The sequence below is a fragment of the Pseudomonas sp. Q1-7 genome, from assembly GCF_028010285.1.
Classification (GTDB): Bacteria; Pseudomonadota; Gammaproteobacteria; order Pseudomonadales; family Pseudomonadaceae; genus Metapseudomonas.
Map to the genome: position 1 here is coordinate 1,544,714 of NZ_CP116304.1, position 18,184 is coordinate 1,562,897.

At 66.3% G+C, this 18,184-nt stretch carries 18 protein-coding genes and 4 tRNA genes; 16 read left to right on the forward strand and 6 right to left on the reverse strand.

Annotation, left to right across the window (positions count from 1 at the left end):
* Positions 1 to 15 precede the first annotated feature (15 nt).
* Positions 16 to 1,746: an AMP-binding protein gene (locus PJW05_RS07155; RefSeq protein WP_271411026.1), complete on the forward strand. Its 1,731-nt coding sequence runs from the start codon at positions 16 to 18 to the stop codon at positions 1,744 to 1,746.
* On the opposite strand, the gene PJW05_RS07160 is transcribed toward PJW05_RS07155, so the two are convergent.
* Positions 1,724 to 2,314: a Crp/Fnr family transcriptional regulator gene (locus PJW05_RS07160; RefSeq protein WP_271411027.1), complete on the reverse strand. Its 591-nt coding sequence runs from the start codon at positions 2,312 to 2,314 to the stop codon at positions 1,724 to 1,726. The genes PJW05_RS07155 and PJW05_RS07160 overlap by 23 nt on opposite strands.
* 166 nt (positions 2,315 to 2,480) lie before the next feature.
* Here PJW05_RS07160 and PJW05_RS07165 point away from each other — a divergent pair, with 166 nt between their 5' ends.
* Complete coding sequence (locus PJW05_RS07165; RefSeq protein ID WP_271412186.1) at positions 2,481 to 2,900, forward strand: hypothetical protein; 420 nt, start codon at positions 2,481 to 2,483, stop codon at positions 2,898 to 2,900.
* A gap of 224 nt (positions 2,901 to 3,124) precedes the next feature.
* On the opposite strand, the gene PJW05_RS07170 is transcribed toward PJW05_RS07165, so the two are convergent.
* Positions 3,125 to 6,604, reverse strand: coding sequence for a hybrid sensor histidine kinase/response regulator (locus PJW05_RS07170; protein WP_271411028.1), 3,480 nt, complete (start codon positions 6,602 to 6,604; stop codon positions 3,125 to 3,127).
* Positions 6,605 to 6,854: 250 nt separating this feature from the next.
* On the opposite strand from PJW05_RS07170, the gene PJW05_RS07175 reads away from it, so the two are divergent.
* The 5 genes from PJW05_RS07175 to PJW05_RS07195 all read left to right on the forward strand — a co-directional run bounded on the left by PJW05_RS07175 (position 6,855) and on the right by PJW05_RS07195 (position 11,430).
* A complete protein-coding gene (locus PJW05_RS07175) occupies positions 6,855 to 7,424 on the forward strand; it encodes a GNAT family N-acetyltransferase (RefSeq protein WP_271411029.1) in 570 nt (189 codons plus the stop codon).
* A gap of 3 nt (positions 7,425 to 7,427) precedes the next feature.
* On the forward strand, positions 7,428 to 8,270 hold the full coding sequence (locus tag PJW05_RS07180) for an AraC family transcriptional regulator (protein ID WP_271411030.1): 843 nt from the start codon (positions 7,428 to 7,430) through the stop codon (positions 8,268 to 8,270).
* 36 nt (positions 8,271 to 8,306) lie between these two features.
* On the forward strand, positions 8,307 to 9,038 hold the full coding sequence (locus PJW05_RS07185) for an AzlC family ABC transporter permease (RefSeq protein ID WP_271411031.1): 732 nt from the start codon (positions 8,307 to 8,309) through the stop codon (positions 9,036 to 9,038).
* Positions 9,020 to 9,349: an AzlD domain-containing protein gene (locus PJW05_RS07190; protein WP_271411032.1), complete on the forward strand. Its 330-nt coding sequence runs from the start codon at positions 9,020 to 9,022 to the stop codon at positions 9,347 to 9,349. Before PJW05_RS07185 ends, PJW05_RS07190 begins: the two co-directional genes overlap by 19 nt.
* Before the next feature lie 206 nt (positions 9,350 to 9,555).
* Complete coding sequence (locus PJW05_RS07195) at positions 9,556 to 11,430, forward strand: MFS transporter (RefSeq protein WP_271411033.1); 1,875 nt, start codon at positions 9,556 to 9,558, stop codon at positions 11,428 to 11,430.
* Positions 11,431 to 11,471: 41 nt separating this feature from the next.
* Here PJW05_RS07195 and sugE read toward each other — a convergent pair whose 3' ends face one another.
* The 3 genes from sugE to rdgC form a co-directional block, all read right to left on the reverse strand.
* Positions 11,472 to 11,786, reverse strand: a complete 315-nt coding sequence (gene sugE / locus PJW05_RS07200; protein ID WP_271411034.1) for a quaternary ammonium compound efflux SMR transporter SugE — start codon at positions 11,784 to 11,786, stop codon at positions 11,472 to 11,474.
* Between the two features lie 143 nt (positions 11,787 to 11,929).
* A complete protein-coding gene (locus PJW05_RS07205; RefSeq protein WP_271411035.1) occupies positions 11,930 to 12,880 on the reverse strand; it encodes a bile acid:sodium symporter family protein in 951 nt (316 codons plus the stop codon).
* Between the two features lie 56 nt (positions 12,881 to 12,936).
* A complete protein-coding gene (gene rdgC / locus PJW05_RS07210; protein WP_271411036.1) occupies positions 12,937 to 13,857 on the reverse strand; it encodes a recombination-associated protein RdgC in 921 nt (306 codons plus the stop codon).
* A 160-nt stretch (positions 13,858 to 14,017) separates the two neighbouring features.
* Here rdgC and PJW05_RS07215 point away from each other — a divergent pair.
* From PJW05_RS07215 to PJW05_RS07240, 6 genes are all read left to right on the forward strand, one after another.
* A tRNA-Val gene (locus tag PJW05_RS07215) sits at positions 14,018 to 14,093 on the forward strand.
* Between the two features lie 14 nt (positions 14,094 to 14,107).
* Positions 14,108 to 14,184, forward strand: a tRNA-Asp gene (locus PJW05_RS07220).
* Between the two features lie 68 nt (positions 14,185 to 14,252).
* Positions 14,253 to 14,328: transfer RNA gene (locus tag PJW05_RS07225), tRNA-Val, on the forward strand.
* A gap of 15 nt (positions 14,329 to 14,343) precedes the next feature.
* A tRNA-Asp gene (locus PJW05_RS07230) sits at positions 14,344 to 14,420 on the forward strand.
* A 212-nt stretch (positions 14,421 to 14,632) separates the two neighbouring features.
* Positions 14,633 to 15,343, forward strand: a complete 711-nt coding sequence (locus PJW05_RS07235; RefSeq protein ID WP_271411037.1) for an FKBP-type peptidyl-prolyl cis-trans isomerase — start codon at positions 14,633 to 14,635, stop codon at positions 15,341 to 15,343.
* Between the two features lie 371 nt (positions 15,344 to 15,714).
* Positions 15,715 to 16,149: a YkvA family protein gene (locus tag PJW05_RS07240; protein ID WP_271411038.1), complete on the forward strand. Its 435-nt coding sequence runs from the start codon at positions 15,715 to 15,717 to the stop codon at positions 16,147 to 16,149.
* Here PJW05_RS07240 and PJW05_RS07245 read toward each other — a convergent pair.
* Positions 16,137 to 16,874, reverse strand: coding sequence for a substrate-binding periplasmic protein (locus PJW05_RS07245; protein ID WP_442969246.1), 738 nt, complete (start codon positions 16,872 to 16,874; stop codon positions 16,137 to 16,139). The two genes, PJW05_RS07240 and PJW05_RS07245, sit on opposite strands and share 13 nt — an antisense overlap.
* A 145-nt stretch (positions 16,875 to 17,019) precedes the next feature.
* On the opposite strand from PJW05_RS07245, the gene PJW05_RS07250 reads away from it, so the two are divergent.
* From PJW05_RS07250 to PJW05_RS07260, 3 genes are read left to right on the forward strand one after another with little or no spacing between them, the layout of a single operon-like run.
* Positions 17,020 to 17,334: a helix-turn-helix domain-containing protein gene (locus tag PJW05_RS07250; RefSeq protein ID WP_271411040.1), complete on the forward strand. Its 315-nt coding sequence runs from the start codon at positions 17,020 to 17,022 to the stop codon at positions 17,332 to 17,334.
* Positions 17,331 to 17,696, forward strand: a complete 366-nt coding sequence (locus PJW05_RS07255) for a hypothetical protein (RefSeq protein ID WP_271411041.1) — start codon at positions 17,331 to 17,333, stop codon at positions 17,694 to 17,696. The genes PJW05_RS07250 and PJW05_RS07255 overlap by 4 nt, the downstream gene beginning before the upstream one ends.
* Positions 17,696 to 18,163, forward strand: coding sequence for a sel1 repeat family protein (locus PJW05_RS07260; RefSeq protein WP_271411042.1), 468 nt, complete (start codon positions 17,696 to 17,698; stop codon positions 18,161 to 18,163). Before PJW05_RS07255 ends, PJW05_RS07260 begins: the two co-directional genes overlap by 1 nt.
* The last annotated feature ends 21 nt before the right edge of the window (positions 18,164 to 18,184 follow it).

Genomic DNA, 18,184 nt, shown 5'->3' on the forward strand with positions numbered 1-18,184 from the left:
GTCCAGGAGGCCGCCATGTCCGTTTCAGCTCCCCGTACCGTCTATGAATTGCTCCAGGCTTCGGCCACCGCTTATCCACAGCGGACCGCCCTGACCTTCATCCACAGCCTGGGGGCGGAGATCGGCGCGCAGGATTTGAGCTACGCGGATTTCTTCGCCCAGCTCAACCGCACTGCGCGCCTGTTGCTGGACCTGGCGGGCAAGCCCAGGCCGGTGATCAGCCTGCTGCTGCCGAACCTGCCGCAGAGTCAGTGCCTGCTCTGGGCGGCCGCCAGCATCGGTGTCGCCAACCCGATCAATCCGTTGCTGAACGAGGACGCCCTCGCCAGCTTGCTGGAGAAGGCCGGCACCGACCTGGTGGTGGCCCTCGGCCCGGTGGAGAGTTCCGACCTCTGGCAGAAGGCCCTGGGCGCGTCCTTGCGCCTGCCGAACCGGCCGGCCTGCGTGTCGGTGCTGGCGCAGGGGGGCGCGTTCTTCTACGACCTGTTGCAGGCCCACTACAGCGGCGAGCCGTTGGCGGATGAACTGCGGCCCCGGGCCGACGATATCGCGGCCTACTTCCATACCGGTGGCACCACCGGCCTGCCCAAGCTGGCCCGGCAGACCCACGCCAACCAGGTGGCCGCCGCCTGCGCCTATCGCCGGTGCATGGCCGCCGTGCCGGAGGACGTGGCGCTCAACGGCCTGCCGATCTTCCATGTCGCCGGTGCCCTGGTGAACAGCCTGGGTGGCCTGGCCAGCGGGCTGCGCATGCTGCTGCCGACCCTCGGCGGCTTCCGTAACCCGGAGGTGATCCGCCAGCACTGGCGCCTGGTGGAGCACTACGGCATCACCCTGAGTGGCGGCATTCCCACCTCGGTGGCGGCAATGCTCGAGGTGCCCCTCGATGGGCGCGACATCTCTAGCCTGCGTTTCATGCTCTCGGGCGGTGCGCCGGTGCCGGCGGCCCTGTGCGAGAAGGTGAAGGCATTGACCGGGCTGGAGCTCTACCAGGCCTACGGCATGACCGAATGCGCTGGCGTGATCGCCCTGCCCAACCTGTCCGGACCGGCCATTCCCGGCAGCGCCGGGCATGTGGCGGCACCCATCGAGGTGAAAATCGACGGCGGGGAGATCTGCGTGCGCGGCCCCACCGTGTTCGCCGGCTATCTGGGCCAGGAATCACCGACGCTGGAAGCAGGTTGGCTGCGCAGCGGCGACCTGGGCCACCTGGATGAGCAGGGCAACCTGTTCATCACCGGCCGCGCCAAGGACCTGATCATCCGCAGCGGCCACAACATCGACCCGGCGCTGATCGAAAATTGCCTGGAACGCCATCCGGCGGTGTCCCTGGCGGCCGCCGTGGGCATGCCGGACGAGTACGCCGGCGAGCTGCCGGTGGTCTTCGTGCAGTTGCGCCAGGGCCATGGGGCCAGCGTCGACGAACTGCAACGCTTCGCCTTCGAACACATCGACGAGCGACCGGCCTGTCCCAAGCGGGTATTCCTGATGGACGCCCTGCCGGTAACGGTGGTGGGCAAGATCTTCAAGCAGCGCCTGCGCGAGCTGGCAGCGGCCAGCGTCTACCTGGAGCGGCTTCGCGGCGATTGCCCGGAGCTGGATTGCGAGGTGGAGCAGGGGTGCGACGGCATCCTGTGGATCAGTCTGTCCGGCGTGCCGGCCGAGCAGCGTACCCTCTGCCTGGAGCGCGCCGAAGCCCTGGGTTTGCGGGTGCGCGAGGGGGTCAGCTCGCCCGTTTGCGCTTGACCCGCGAGAACGACACCGGGTCCATCCCCAGGTAGCTGGCCAACTGGTACTGGGGAACCCGGTCCAGCAGCCAGGCTTCGTGCTCCAGCAGCCACTGGTAGCGCTGCTCACCATTGCCGGTGAGCAGCATGGCCTCGCGGTCTTCGTTGCGCAGCATGATCTGGCGGACCATCAGTTCCTGCATCTGCAGCAACTGGGGAAAGCGCTGGCCGTGCTGGGCGAGGACGGCCAGGGGCAGGCTGGCCAGCCGACACTTTTCCACGGCAGCGATGTTGTAGGTGCAGGGCTGCTGCTTGAGGTGGGCGCTGAGGGAACCGATCAACTGGCCTTCGCGGAAGAAGGTCTTGTTCCACTGCCGGCCTTCGGGGGACAGGTAGTAGTAGCGCGCCACGCCGGCGAGGATGGCGTAGAAGTGGGTGGGGCGTTCGCCAGCGCGGATGATCAACTGGTCGCGTTCGTAGTCACGCAGCTTGATCGTGGCCATCAGGCAGTCCTGCAGCGCTGGCTCGGTCATGCCGTGGGCGGTGAAGAGGGCCTGCAGCTGGGTCTGGATTTCTCTGGGGATCATGGGTAGCGCCCAGGTTGTCTGGCGTTCAGCTAAGCACAGGCTGGGGGGGGGGGCTCCAACGGGATTTGCCCATCGCCCGGGCGTGGCTGAAACTAGAATCCTTTTTCAGCCCCCCACCCAGAAGGAACCTCCCGTGTCCCCAAGCCAAGATGAGAGCTGGGCCCAGATCTGCCTGGCCGCCGGCCTCGACCCGGAAAAGCGCCAGGCCGCCCGCCAGGCCGTGCTCGGCCATGCCGATGCCCAGGACTGCAGCCTTTACCGTCCCGACGAAAACGATCTGGATGCCGAGGAGGAAGACCTGGGAGACGCGCGCATTCTCTTCACCGGCCCCTTCCAGGCACCCGCCGAATGGAGCGCCCAGGACCGCGAGGATTATTTCGGCGACATCGACCCCAGCGCCTTCGTCACGGCCCTGATCGAGTGCCAGGCCGAGCCGGCGAGCCGCGCGTTCTACCTTGCCGATGCCGGCGACTTCGTTGCGGTGGTCACCGCCAGCGGCGAGGTGCAGATGTTCTACCTCTTCGATTGCCACGAGGACGACGACGGCCTGCATTGCGTGCTGGTGCGGGAAGACGAGGAGGACTGAGCGAGCTCGCCTTCAACCCTGGCACGGCCGGTTTGATGTAGGAGCGAATTCATTCGCGAAGGGCCGCGAGCGGCCCGTTGGCCGGCATCGCGAATGAACTCGGTGGGGGATCCACCCGCTGTGTTTGGCCGGGCCGCGAATGGTGGACCGGTGAAGCGTGGTCCACCTTACGAAACGCATGCCCGGGCAAGGGTGGATAACGCTCTTTTATCCACCATTTGATTTCAGCGCAGGTTCACGTGCCGGCTGATCAGCGCCCGCAAGGCGGCCGGCTTCACCGGTTTGGCCAGGTAATCCAGGCCGGCGGCGTGGACTTCGGCCACCAGTTCGGCGCGGCCGTCGGCGCTGATCACCACGCCGGGCAGCGGCTCGCCCAGACGGGTGCGCAGCCAGGCCATCAGCTCGGTGCCGGTTTCCCCTTCATCCAGGTGGTAGTCCACCAGCGCCAGTTGCGGGCGGACTGCCTCGGCCAGCAGGTGTTCGCATTCCAGGCGGTTGCGCGCGGTCCACACCTGGCAACCCCAGCGTGACAGCAGGCTGTGCATGCCGGTGAGGATGCTGTCTTCGTTGTCGATGCACAGCACCTGGGTGCCATTGAGCGCCTGGCCGTTGGTATCGGCCTGTTTCTGCCGCGCCGGTAACGGCTGCTGGGCGCGGGCCAGCGGCACGGTGACGCTGAACACGCTGCCCTTGCCCGGCCAGGAACGCACTTCCAGCTTGTGGTCGAGCACCCGGCAGAGGCCGTCGGCAATGGCCAGGCCGAGGCCCAGGCCCTTCTCGGCGCGGGTCTGGTGGCTGTCCAGGCGCTTGAATTCCTCGAATATCACCTTGCGCTTGTCTTCCGGGATGCCCGGGCCGCGATCCCAGACCTCCAGGCGCAGGTGGTCGCCCTCGCGCCGTGCGCCCAGCAGCACATGCCCCTTGGCGTAGCGGAAGGCGTTGGTGAGGAAGTTCTGCAGGACGCGGCGCAGCAGCCTGATGTCGCTTTCCACCCGCAGCTTGCTGCCGCGCACACGGAAGTCCATGCGCTGTTCCTGGGCCAGCACCTTGAACTCGGCGCCCAGGGTGTCGAACAGCGAGGCCAGGGGAAAGGCCGTGCGGTCGGGGGTGATGCGTCCGCTTTCCAGGCGCGAGATATCCAGCAGGTCGGTGATCAGGTCCTCGGCCGAGCGCAGCGAGCTGTCCAGGTGGCTGACCAGCTCGCGGGCCTCGCGGGGCAGGGCATCCTGCTGGTGGCCGAGGGCCGCGGAGAACAGTCGCGCGGCGTTGAGCGGCTGCATCAGGTCGTGGCTCACGGCGGCGAGGAAGCGGGTCTTGGACTGGTTGGCGGACTCCGCCGTGCCCTTGGCCTCGATCAGCGCCTGGTTGAGCTGGGACAGCTCCTGGGTGCGTTCGACGACGCGCTGCTCCAGGCCTTCGTTGGCGTCCTTGAGGTCGCGCTCGGCCTGGCGGTAGGCGGTGATGTCGGTGAAGCTCATGACGAAGCCGCCGCCGGGCATGGGATTGCCGATCAGCTCGATGACCCGGCCGTTGGGGAACAGCCGCTCGGAGGTGTGCGGGGTGCCCTGGCGCATCCAGAACAGGCGCCGGGCGACATGGGATTCCACTTCGCCCGGTCCGCACAGGCCGCGCTCGGCGTTGTAGCGGATGATGTCGGCAATGGGCCGGCCGACGCTGATCAGGCCTTCGGGATAGTCGAACAGCTCCAGGTAGCGACGGTTCCAGGCCACCAGGCGCAGGGACTGGTCCACCACGCTGATGCCCTGGGTGATGTTTTCGATGGCGCCTTGCAGCAGGGCACGGTTGAACTGCAGCACCTCGGAGGCTTCGTCGGCGATGCGCACCACGTCCTCTACCTGCATCTCGCGGCCTTCGATGGCGGCCTTCACCACCGCCCGCGCCGAGGAGGCGCCGAGCACGCCGGCAAGCAGGCGCTCGGTGTGGGTGATCCAGTCCTGGTTGGCGTTCTGCGCCGGGTTGAAGCTGATTCCCTGGCGGTAGGCGAAACGGATGAAGCTCTGCCGCGCGCGCTCCTCGCCGACGAAGCGCGCGGCCAGCATCAGCAGGTCGTCCACCTGCACCGCCAGCAGCGTGCGCGAGCTGGCGCGGGCGGAGACCTGCTGGCCGACGAAGCGGCTGGCCTGCCAGTGTTCGGAGACGCGGGTACGGGAGAACACCGAGACCCAGGCGAAGAGCAGCCAGTTGCCGGCCAGCGATAGCAACACGCCTTGGGTCAGGGGCTCGATGGGCAGCTGCAGCGGGTTGGCCATCATCCAGGCCAGGCCGGGGAAGTTCTCCAGCGGCCAGCCCAGGCCACGCGCCACCACCGGCAGCACCAGGGTGTAGGCCCAGAGCGCGGCGCCGGCGGCGAGGCCGGCGAACACGCCACGGCGGTTGGCCTGTTTCCAGAACAGCGCGCCGATCATCGCCGGGCCGAGCTGGGCGATGGCGGCGAACGCGATCTGGCCGATGGTCGCCAGGCTCGCGGTGGAGCCCAGCAGACGGTAGCTGACGTAACCCAGCAGGATGATCACCACGATGCTCACCCGGCGTACCGAGAGCATCCAGTGGCGGAACACCTCGAAGGGGCGCTCGGCGTTCTGCCGGCGTAGCAGCCAGGGCAGCAGCATGTCGTTGGAGACCATGGTGGACAGCGCCACGGCTTCGACGATCACCATGCCGGTGGCGGCCGAGGCGCCGCCGATGAAGGCCAGCAGCGCCAGGGCCGGATGGGCCTCGGCCAGCGGCAGGCTGATGACGAAGGAGTCCGGAATCACCCCGCTGGGCAGCAGCATCTGCCCGGCCAGGGCGATGGGGACGACGAAGAGCGCCGCCAGGGCCAGGTAGATCGGAAAGACCCAGCGTGCCTGGCGCAGGTCGCGCGGCTCGATGTTCTCCACCACCGTGACGTGGAACTGCCGGGGCAGGCAGATGATGGCCAGCATGGCGACGCCGGTCTGCACCATCACCGACGACCAGTCCATGGATTGCGACCAGTAGTGCTCCAGCTGCGGGGCGCTGCGGGCGCGGGCGAACAGGTCGTCGAAGCCATCGAACAGGCCGAAGGTGACGTAGGCGCCCACCGCGAGGAAAGCCAGCAGCTTGACCAGCGACTCGAAGGCGATGGCCAGCACCATGCCGCGGTGGTGCTCGGTGGCGTCGAGGTTGCGGGTACCGAAGAGGATGGTGAACAGGGCCAGCACCAGGGACACGATCAGCGCGGTGTCCTGGGCGCGGGTGCCGGCGGATTCCGCCCCCGGGCCGATCAGCAGGTTCACCCCGAGGACGATGCCCTTGAGCTGCAGGGCGATGTAGGGCAGCACGCTGACCAGGCAGATCAGCGCCACCACCACCGCCAGGGCCTGCGACTTGCCGTAGCGCGCGGCGATGAAGTCGGCGATGGAGGTGATGTTCTCCTGTTTGCTGATCAGCACCATCTTCTGCAGCACCCAGGGCGCCACCAGCAGCAGGAGGATGGGGCCGAGGTAGATGGGCAGGAAGTTCCACACCTGCCCGGCGGCCTGGCCGACGGCGCCGAAGAAGGTCCAGCTGGTGCAGTACACCGCCAGCGACAGGCTGTAGACCCAGGCGCGCATGCGTGGCGACAGCGGCGCGCTGCGGCGGTCGCCATAGAACGCGATGGCGAAGAGGATGGCCATGTAGAGGAAGGCGACCGTGGCGATCAGCCCGCTGGACAGCGACATTGCGACTCCGGATGCGGCGGTGGCGGGGCGGGCCCGCCGGTGTTCGAGTTCCAGCAGTTTCGCACCAAAGGCAACAATTCGTCAGGCGGCTGCGACCAAGGTCGCAGGCGCTCTTGAGCGCCCGCACCGGGGCTGCTAGCGTGCTCGTTCGCCCGCGCCGTTCCGTCTGTTCCGCGCGGGGACCTGCTGGCACTTCCGCTTTGCGCGACGTTCTCATCCGGCAGGGTTCTTTCGCCTGAGGAGGGCGCAGATGTTCAATCCACAACCGGTCACCCTGCAGCGCGGCGCCCTGCGCCTCGATCCGCTGGTGGAGGCCGATATCCCGCCGCTGGTGACCCTGGCCGAAGCCAACCGTGAGGCGCTGGCCTACATGAACGGCCCGCTGCGTCCCGACTGGTACCGCCAGGGCCTGGCCGCGCAGCGGGACGGGCAGGCGGTGGTATTCGCCATCCGCCTGGGCGACAACCTGGTGGGCACCACCCGTTTCGCCGATTTCCTGCCCAGCCTGCCGGCCGCCGAGATCGGCTGGACCTGGCTGGCGGCCGGCGAGCACGGCAGTGGCCTGAACGCCTCGATCAAGTACCTGATGCTGCGCCATGCCTTCGAGGAATGGCAGCTGGTGCGGGTGGAGTTGAAGACCGCCGCCAGCAACCTGCGCGCCCAGCGCGCCATCGAGAAGCTCGGCGCCCAGCGCGAGGGTGTGCTGCGCAACCATCGCCGCCTGGCCGACGGCCGGCTGGACGACAGCGTGCTCTACAGCATTACCGACCGTGACTGGCCGGACGTGAAGCAACGCCTCGAGGCGCTGTTCAGCGCATAGGCCATGGGCGAGCCACGGGAAGACGCGCATTTCTGGCAGGCGGGCCACCTCGATGGTCTGGAGCTGCTGTCCGCGCGTTATATCGAGCACCGCTTCGCCCCCCATGTGCACGACGGCTATGTGATCGCCGTGCTCGAAGCCGGTGCCGAGCGTTACCGCTATCGCGGCGTCGAGCACCTGGCCGGTGCCGGCAGCCTGGCGCTGATCAACCCGGACGAGGTGCATACCGGCTCCAAGGGGCATGACGAGGGTTGGCGCTACCGGGTGTTCTATCCCGACATCGCCCTGGTGCGCGGCGCGCTGGACGAACTCGAACTGCCGCTGGCGGGCATGCCGGCCTTCATCGGCAGCGTGCACCGGGACCCGGACCTGGTGCGCTGGTTCGTCAACCTCCACCGGTTGCTGGAAGGCGAGGCCAGCGCCCTGGAGCAGCAGACCGCCTGGCGCGAGGCGCTGCTGGCGCTGTTTCGCCGCCATTCGAAGCTGCCCGAACCGGGCCTGCCCGGACGCGAGCCCCTGGCGGTGCTGCGGGCCAAGGACCTGCTGCGTGAACGCCTGGCCGAACCGCCGTCCCTGGAGGCGCTGGCCGCCGAAGTCCGGCTCTCGCCCTTCCATTTCGCCCGGACCTTCCGCCGCGCCACCGGCCTGCCGCCCCATGCCTGGCTCAAGCAGCAGCGGCTGGACCAGGCCCGCGCGCTGCTCAAGGCCGGTTGCGCGCCGGCCGGGGTGGCCGCGCAACTGGGCTTCGCCGACCAGAGCCACCTGACCCGCCAGTTCAAGCAGGCCTACGGCGTGGGGCCGGGCGAGTACCGCAACGCCTGCGCAAGATCGTTCAAGACCCATTGACGGCCGGGCGCTAGCCTTTCGGGACAAGGAGGCCCCATGTCCCGTATCAGCGAGTTCATCCGTGGCGCCCGCGACATCATCCCGATGATCGTCGGCGCCATCCCCTTCGGCATCATCTTTGGCACCCTGGCCAGCGGCGCCGGGTTGTCCGCCTGGCAAACCCTCGGCATGTCGTTGCTGGTGTTCGCCGGTTCGTCCCAGTTCATCGCCATTACCCTGCTCAGTGGCGGCGCCGGCGCGGCGGTGGTGCTGCTGACCACCTTCGTGGTCAACCTGCGTCACGCCCTCTACAGCGCCACCCTGCAACCCTTCGTGCGCCACCTGCCAACGCGCTGGCGGATGCCGCTGGCCTTCTGGCTGACCGACGAAGCCTTCGCCGTGGTGCAGCACCGCTACGCCGAGGCGGATGCCTCGCCACACAAGCACTGGTACTTCCTCGGCGCGGCCCTGGCCATGTACCTGAACTGGCAGCTGTGCACCCTGGTCGGCGTGCTCTTCGGCCAGGCGGTGCCCAACCTGGCGGCCTGGGGCCTGGACTTCGCCATGCTCGCCACCTTCATCGGCATCGTCGTGCCCATGCTGCGCAACAAGCCGCAGGTGGCCGCCGCGCTGGTGGCCGGCGCGGTGGCCCTGACCTGCCAGGGGCTGCCCTACAAGCTGGGGCTGATGGTGGCGGCGCTCTGCGGAATCGTGGTCGGCGTGGTGCTGGAGCGGCGTTATCGCCTGGACCTGATGAGGGAGGACATCTCATGCAAACCTGGAGCCTGATCCTCGGCATGGCGGCCATCACCTTCGCCATCCGCTACAGCCTGTTCGCCTGGCCGAACCTGAGCTTCCCACCGCTGGTGCGCCAGGGCCTGCACTATGTGCCGACGGCGGTACTGACCGCCATCGTGGTTCCGGGGATGCTGATGCCCGACGGCGAGCACCTGCGGCTCGCCCTGGACAACGCCTACCTGCTGGCGGGGCTGGGCGCCATCCTGATCGCCGCCCTGACGCGCCACCTGCTGGCGACCATCCTCGGTGGCCTGGTGCTGTTCTTCCTGCTGCGCTGGGCGCTGGGGCAGTTGCCGGTCTGAGCGGCTCTGTGGGCGCGATTTCAATCGCGAAAGGGACTCGTGCCGCGGTTCGTCAACGCCGTCCACCGGGCTGCTTCGCGAATCAATTCGCTCCTACAGGGTTTTCCCCCTGGAAGATCTTCGCGGTGAATGTGGCTTTCGGCCAGCCATCTGCTGTCCAATCAGCGATGTGCGGTTCCCCAGCCAACCACCAGGTATTAAGGACGATGAGCCAACACTCGCAATTCACCCTGCTGGGCACGCGGCGATTCCTGCCGTTCTTCGTGACCCAGTTGCTCGGCGCCTTCAATGACAACATCTTCAAGCAGTCGCTGATCCTCGCCATCCTCTACAAGCTCGCCATTTCCGGCGACAAGAGCCTGTTCACCAACCTCTGCGCGCTGTTGTTCATCCTGCCGTTCTTCCTCTTCTCGGCCCTCGGCGGGCAGTTTGGCGAAAAATTCGCCAAGGACGCGCTGATTCGCGCCATCAAGCTGGCCGAGGTGGCGATCATGGCGGTGGGCGCCTTGGGTTTTTATCTCGACAGCCTGCCGCTGCTGTTCCTGGCGCTGTTCGCCATGGGCACCCACTCGGCGCTGTTCGGCCCGGTGAAGTACTCGATCCTGCCCCAGGTGCTGCGGGAGGATGAGCTGGTGGGCGGCAACGCGCTGGTGGAGATGGGCACTTTCCTGGCCATCCTCGCGGGCACCATCAGCGCCGGCATCATGATGTCCGCCGAGCGCTACGAGCCGGTGGTGGCTTGCGCCATCGTCCTGACCGCCAGCCTGGGTTACCTCGCCAGCCGGGGCATCCCCCGTGCGGCGGCGGCCCTGCCGGAGCTCAGGCTGGACTGGAACATCTTCCGCCAGTCCTGGCAGATCCTGCGCCTCGGTCTGGGCCAGCGGCCATCGGTGTCCCGCTCGCTGGTGGGCAACTCCTGGTTCTGGTTCCTCGGCGCGGTCTACCTCACCCAGATCCCGGCCTATTCCAAGGAACTGCTGCACGGCGACGAAAGCGTGGTGACCCTGATCCTCACTGTGTTCTCGGTGGGCATCGCCCTGGGTTCGATGCTCTGCGAGCGGCTATCGGGCGGCAAGGTGGAGATCGGTCTGGTGCCCTTCGGCTCCATCGGTCTGACGCTGTTCGGCCTGCTGCTCTGGTGGCATTCCGGCGCATTTCCCCAGGGCGCCGTGCCCCATGACTGGCTGGCGCTGCTGGGCCATGGCCAGGCCTGGCTGATCCTCGCCGACATCCTCGGCATTGGCCTGTTCGGCGGCTTCTACATCGTGCCGCTCTATGCGCTGATCCAGGCGCGGACGGCGGAGCACGAGCGTGCGCGGGTGATCGCCGCGAACAACATTCTCAATGCGCTGTTCATGGTGGTTTCGGCGATCGTCTCGATCCTTTTGCTCAGCGTCGCCGGGCTGGCGATTCCCGAGCTGTTCCTGGTGGTGTCGCTGATGAACATCGCGGTGAACAGCTACATCTTCAAGATCGTCCCCGAGTTCAGCATGCGTTTCCTGGTCTGGCTGCTGGGCCATTCCATGTACCGCGTGGAGCACAAGGGGCTGGACGCGATCCCGGAGGAGGGCGCGGCGGTGCTGGTGTGCAACCACGTGTCCTTCGTCGATGCCTTGCTGATCGGTGGCGCGGTACGACGGCCGGTGCGTTTCGTCATGTACTACAAGATCTACCAGTTGCCGGTGCTGAACTTCATTTTCCGCACGGCTGGCACCGTGCCCATCGCCGCGCGCCACGAGGACCTGCTGGTGTATGACGCGGCCTTCAAGAAGATTGCCGAGTACCTGCGCAACGGCGAGCTGGTGTGCATCTTCCCCGAGGGCAAGCTGACCGGCGACGGTGAGTTGAACGAGTTCAAGAGCGGCATCGAGCGCATCCTCGAGGAGAACCCGGTGCCGGTGATTCCCATGGCGTTGCAGGGGCTCTGGGGCAGCTTCTTCAGCCGCGACCCGGCCAAGGGCGTCTTCCGGCGCTTCTGGTCGCGGGTGCGTCTGGTTGCCGGCGCGCCCCTGTCGCCGGACCTGGCTGACCGCCAGGCCCTGCAACTGCAGGTGGCTGAATTGCGGGGTGATGCCCGCTGAGTGAACAAGCCCGCCACCCGGAGGGCTTTTTCGTGGCCGCGTCAGTGGCTGAGCTTGAGGCCGATCAGACCGCTGATGATCAGCGCGACGCTGAGCAGGCGCACCAGTGCCATGGATTCGCCGAACAGGATGACGCCGGCGATCACGGTGCCGACCGCGCCCACGCCGGTCCAGATGGCGTAGGCGGTGCCGAGCGGCAATTCCTTAATGGCCAGGCCGAGCAGGCCCAGGCTGATGAGCATGGCGAGGACGGTGAGGGCGGTGGGTAGCGGCTTGCTGAAGCCGTCGGTGTACTTGAGGCCGATGGCCCAACCCACTTCGAACAGGCCGGCGAAGAAAAGAATGATCCAGGACATGGTGACCTCCCGTTGACGACACATTGGAATGGGGCCGTCCCCGGTGATCACTCGCAGAGTGGTAAGGTCGTCCTTACGCTGCGCAATATTTTGCACATTCTGGTCGGCCGGACAAGTCCGGCCGGATGAAGTGGGATGGAGGGCTACTGTCGTCCGGGTTGGCTGGTGCCGTCGTCCATGCGCCGGAAGATGGCCGCCAGCAGGGAGCCGGACAGATTGTGCCAGACGCTGAACAGGGCGCTGGGCACTGCGGCCAGCGGAGAGAAGTGCGCGTTGGCCAGGGCGGCGCCGAGGCCGGAGTTCTGCATGCCGACCTCGATGGACAGCGTCTTGCGCTGGGCCAGTGGCAGACCGAAGAAGCGCCCGGCCAGGTAACCCAGGCACAGGCCCAGGCCGTTGTGCAGCACCACCACGGCCATGATCAGCAGGCCGGATTCGGCGATCTTCGCCTGGCTGGCGGCGACCACCGCCGCGACGATCGCCACGATGCTCACCACCGACACCAGCGGCAGCACGTCCACCACCAGCCGGACCCGCTCGCCCAGCAGGCGCTGCGCCACCAGGCCGAGGGCAATGGGCAGTAGCACCACCTGCAGGATGGACTTGAACAGGGCGCCGAACTCTACCGGCAGCCAGGCCGAGGCCAGCAGCCAGATGAGGGCGGGGGTCACCAGTGGGGCGAGGAGGGTGGTCACCGCGGTGATGCCCACCGACAGGGCGACGTCGCCCCGGGAGAACCAGGTCATCACGTTGGAGGCGGTGCCACCGGGGCAGCAACCCACCAGGATGACGCCCACGGCGATCTCCGACGGCAGTTGCAGCAGCTTGCAGAGCAGCCAGGCCAGTCCCGGCATGACGATGAACTGCGCGAGCACGCCGATCAGCACCCGCAGCGGGCGTCGGGCGACCTCGCGGAAGTCGGCGGCCTTCAGCGTCAGGCCCATGCCGAACATGATCAGGCCGAGCAGCGGGACTATCCAGGCGGTCAGCGGCAGGAACCAGGCCGGTTGGTAGAAGGCCAGCACGGCGAAGAGCAAGATCCACAGGGCGAAGGTGTTGCCGATGAAACGGCTGAAGGCGGCGAGGGCACGCATGGTCGATCCTTGTCGTCAACGTGAAAGCGCCGGCTCGGGGCCGGCGCTCGGAAGGGTCAGACGCCCTGGGGGATCTCTTCGCCGCCGAGGGCTTCGAAGAGCTGCGGGATGAACTCCACCAGGGTCAGCATCATCAGGGTGAAGCTGGCGTCGAGCTGGCTGAGGGCGTCGTCGCCGCCGTCCTGCTCGGCCTTTTCCTGCAGCAGGTCTTCGAAGCGCAGGCGCTTGATCACCAGCTTGTCGTCGAGGATGAAGGAGAGCTTGTCCTGCCAGGCCAGGGACAGCTGGGTGACCAGTTTGCCGGAGGTCAGGTGCAGCTGGATTTCGTCACTGGTCAGGTCCTGGCGTTTGCAGCGCACCACGCCGCCGTCTTCGTCGGTGTCGCGCAGTTCGCACTCGTCCAGCACATAGAAGTCGCTGGCGGCTTCCTGGGTCTGGACCCACTGGGTGAGGGTGGCGGTGGGGGCGATCTTCACCGAGGCCGGACGCACCGGCAGCGAGCCGATGGCTTCACGCAGGGTGGACAACAGGTCCTCGGCGCGCTTGGGGCTGGAGGCGTCCACCAGGATCAGGCCCTGGGCCGGGGCGATAGCGGCGAAGGTGGCGGATTTGCGGATGAAGGCGCGTGGCAGGAAGCTCTGGACGATCTCGTCCTTCAACTGGTCGCGCTCCTTCTTGTAGACCTTGCGCATTTGCTCAGCTTCGATCTGGTCGACCTTCTCTTTCAGGGCATCACGCACGACGCTGCCGGGGAGGATGCGCTCTTCCTTGCGCGCGGCCACCAGGAAGAAACCTTCGCTGACATGCACCAACGGCGCATCCGCGCCCTTGCCGAAGGGCGCCACGAAGCCGTAGGTGGTCAGCTCCTGGCTGGCACAGGGTCGAGCCGGTTTGGTGGCCAGCGCGGCTTCCAGCGCCTCGGCATCGATGTTCAGATCCTGGGTGAGGCGATAGACAAGCAGGTTGCGAAACCACATAGGGGGATAACCTCCGGACACAAAGCGCGCATTATTCTCATCGGGAGGCGTTGGGCTCAACCCTGAGCTAAGCCTTTGGAAGGCATGAGAAATTTTTTTTGAAAGAGGGCTTGCCAGGGTCCGGATACCTCTCTAGAATGCGCCCCACTTCGAGAGTGAAGGGTGATTAGCTCAGCCGGGAGAGCATCTGCCTTACAAGCAGAGGGTCGGCGGTTCGATCCCGTCATCACCCACCATCTCGCAGTTACGCGCAGCGGTAGTTCAGTCGGTTAGAATACCGGCCTGTCACGCCGGGGGTCGCGGGTTCGAGTCCCGTCCGCTGCGCCATATTAAAAGCCCTCAGGTAACACCTGGGGGCTTTTCATTTAGTGTGCGTTGCTTCGTTGGACGCATCCGGGTGATTAGCTCAGCCGGGAGAGCATCTGCCTTACAAGCAGAGGGTCGGCGGTTCGATCCCGTCATCACCCACCATTTTCGCGGTTACGCGCAGCGGTAGTTCAGTCGGTTAGAATACCGGCCTGTCACGCCGGGGGTCGCGGGTTCGAGTCCCGTCCGCTGCGCCATCCAAAAGCCCTCAGGCAGTCATGCCTGGGGGCTTTTTCTTTGCCCGGCGGAAAGTTCCTACGGCACCGGCGCAATGGCTTGCGTGATGCGGTGCAAGACGCTGAACTTATTGCCAAATCTCAGTTCTCATTGCCCATAGCCACTTCTCGCGGCGGCCTGCTAAGCTCGCCGTTCCATCGTATTGCCATCACGGCACAGACAAGGATTCAGCATGAAACAACATCGGTTGGCAGCCGCTGTGGCCCTGGTGGGCCTGGTTCTCGCGGGTTGCGATTCGCAGACCAGCGTCGAACTCAAGACTCCGGCCCAGAAGGCCTCCTACGGCATCGGCCTGAACATGGGCAAGAGCCTGGCCCAGGAAGGCATGGATGACCTCGATTCCAAGGCCGTTGCCCAGGGTATCGAAGACGCCATCGGCAAGAAGGAACAGCGCCTGAAGGATGAAGAGCTGGTCGAAGCCTTCGCGTTCCTGCAGAAGCGTGCCGAGGAGCGCATGACCGCACTGAACGCCGAGAATGCGAAGGCGGGCAAGAAGTTCCTTGAAGACAACGGCAAGCGCGAAGGCGTGGTGACCACTGCCTCCGGCCTGCAGTACGAGATCGTGAAGAAGGCCGAAGGTCAGCAGCCCAAGGCCAGCGATGTGGTGACCGTTCACTACGAAGGCAAGCTGACTGATGGCACCGTGTTCGACAGCTCCATCCAGCGCGGCAGCCCCATCGACCTGCCGGTCAATGGTGTGATTCCCGGCTGGGTCGAAGGCCTGCAACTGATGCACGTGGGCGAGAAGGTCAAGCTCTATATCCCCAGCGAGCTGGCCTACGGCGAGCAGAGCCCGAGCCCGGCCATTCCGGCCAACTCGGTGCTGGTGTTCGATCTGGAACTGCTCGGCATCAAGGACCCGGCCGCCGCCGACCAGCAGTAAGCGGTCGCAGCGTCCTGGCAAACGCCCCGTTCGACGGGGCGTTTGCATTTCTGGTGACGGTCCTGTTCGAGCCTGGAACCGACCTTTCGGTCACAAGAAGAATGGAGCGCCTGGAAAGTGTTACGGTTATGCACATCACCGGGTAACCAGGCCCATGCTGGATGCGACCTGCGGTCGCACTGCCGACCGACTGGTCAAATGCTTGATTTTGCTGATCTTTTGGCCCTGGGTAAAATTTGCCCGATCTGTCGCGGGGCCGCGTGACATGGGCCTTTGCCTTGCTCTGTGGAAAACTGTTCACAAGCTTATCCACAGAATTCGTGGATAACCACGCCAAGCCCTCTAGGCCAGGCCTCAGCCGAGGAGTACCGATGAAAGCTCCGTGGAATTTCCAGCGTTACCTGACGCTGGCACAGCGTTTCCTCGCCGGTGGGCGTTTGCCCTCGCTGCTGCTGGCGGTGTCGCGCAAGAGCGCGAGCCAGAGCGGTCGGCTCGGTGCAGTGAAAGATGACCTGCGACTGTTACTGTCCCTTGCCAATGCCTGGTTGCGTGGCGAATACCGGCAAATCAACCCGAAGGCATTTCTCGCCGTGGTGGGGGCCTTGCTCTACTTCGTCACGCCGCTCGATGCACTGCCCGACTGGCTGGTGGGCATGGGGTTCGTCGACGACCTGGCGGTTCTGGCCTGGGTGCTGAAGACCTGGAGCGGCGAGCTGGATGCCTTCCGCGCCTGGCGCGCGGCGCAGAGCCCAGAAGCGCGGGCGGCCCTGGAGCGCTTGCCGGCGCCGGATTCTCAGCGGTCCTGAAGGCCGGCGCGTTGCTGTTCCCCCAGCAGCATTGATTCGAGTTCGCCGCTGTCCCGCAGGTGCTGCAGTGCCGTGTCCAGGCGCTCGGCCGGTATCGGCAACTGACTGCCATAGACGCAATGCAGGCGATAGCGCTCCACCACCCAGGGGCTGAAGACCAGGGGCGCGTCCGGGCGCTGGGCCAGTTCATAGGCGAGGGCGCGACGCATGTCGATAATGGCGTCCAGGCGCTTGCGACTGAGCAGGTTCAGGCTGGTGTCCAGGTCGCGCACATCCTTGCGCTTCACCGCGTGGTTCGCGAAGGCTTCCATCAACGGCATGCTGTAGGCATAGCCCAGGCTGGTGCCCAGCACCTTTCCCCGCAGGTCGGCCAGGCCGCCGATGGTCGGGGTGTCGCGGTGCTGCAGCAGGGCATCCTCTTCTTCGAACAGCGGCGGCGACCAGCGATAGGCCGAAGCGTCCACCACCCACTCCGGATTCATGTTGCAAATCAGGTGGATGCGCCCTTTCCTGAGGGATTCCTCGATGCGCTTGTTAGGGGTTTCGATGAAGCGTACCGGGACGGAAAGGTCCTGGGCGATGCGTTCGCCGAGACGCTGGATGAAGCCGCCGAGCAGGGTGTGGTCGCTCACTTGAACATAAGGCATGCCGTCGGCCGGACCGAAGCCCCAACGCAGCGCGTCGGCCAGCAGCAGACTGGGCCAGAGGCTGACGAGTACCCACATCACCACATGAAAATGCCGCGTCACGGACCTTCCCCCGGCTGGTGGACGCAGTATAGTTCACCCTTTGCGGGGCTTCGGCCTGCTAAGATGGCCGCCTGCATGGAGGTGCTGAAGCAGTCGGCACTGCGTTCCACGGGGAGCTTCAATGAGTGTGCAAGTGATCATGCGTGACGGTCAGGCGGAGTACGCGGTACTGCCTTGGGCCGACTACCAGGCGCTGCTGCGCGCCGCCGGCCAGGCCACTACCGAGCCTGCCGCCGAACCCGCCAGAACCGTCCTCGGACAACTGAAGTCGCTGCGTGAAGCCCAGGGGCAGAGCCTGGAGCAGTTGGCCCGCGTCGTGGGGATCAGCCCGCACTACCTGGGGCTGATCGAAAGCGGCGAGCGCGAGCCCGACGAAGCGATCAAGCGCGGCCTGGCGCGTGCCCTCGGGGTATCCGGCTGGGAGTCCGGATCTTGAGCCTGAGAATCAGCCGCCAGCATTGGCAAGCCTTGTTGAATGAACTGGAGGACGCCCGCCGTCAGCGACACCTGCTGACCTACCGGGCGTTGATCGAGCGCCTGCAACTGCCGCCACCGGCCATGCAGACCCTCACCGCCGCCCTTGAACATCTGGCTGTCCTCGATGCCCGTGCCGAGCGTCCGTTGCGCAGCTCCCTGGTCATCAGTCAGGGGGCGAGTCGCCTGCCGCGCACGGGCTTCTTCGAGTGCGTCGAGCGTCTGGGTCGCTTTTCCGGCCCGCCGGACGGAACGGCAGCGGCATCCTGGCATGCCGCCGAGGTGGTGCGCGTGTTCGAGTCCACTTATCCCGAAGAGCTCTGATGCTCTGGAATCTGCGGGCGCGGCTCGGCTACCAGGTGGCGCGTCGGCTGATGCGATTTCCCGGGCTGGTGGCGCACCCGCGGGCCTGGCAGTGGATGCAGGGGCAGTTCGCACGCATGGCCGCACTGGGCGATGTGTCCGCGCAGAGCTTCTACGGCCATCTGTTGCTGCACCGGGGGCATGGCTTCGGCGCTCGCGAGGAGGGAATCCGTCTACTGCGACTGGCGGCCCAGGGGGGCGATGGCAAGGCCGCCTACCAGTTGGGCCTGCTGAGCCTGGCGGGCGATGCCCGGCAAGCGCCGGATGCCGCCGAAGCCGCGCACTGGTGGGGTCTGGCAGCCAACGCCGGCCATCCGCTGGCAGCTCGCAAGCTGGCTGACCTCTATCGCGATGGCGGACCGGGCCTGGGGCCGGATGCCTCCGCCGCAGAACGCGCGGCGCGGCGCGCGTTCGAACTCGGACTCTGATTCTGTCGAAACGCCTTCGCG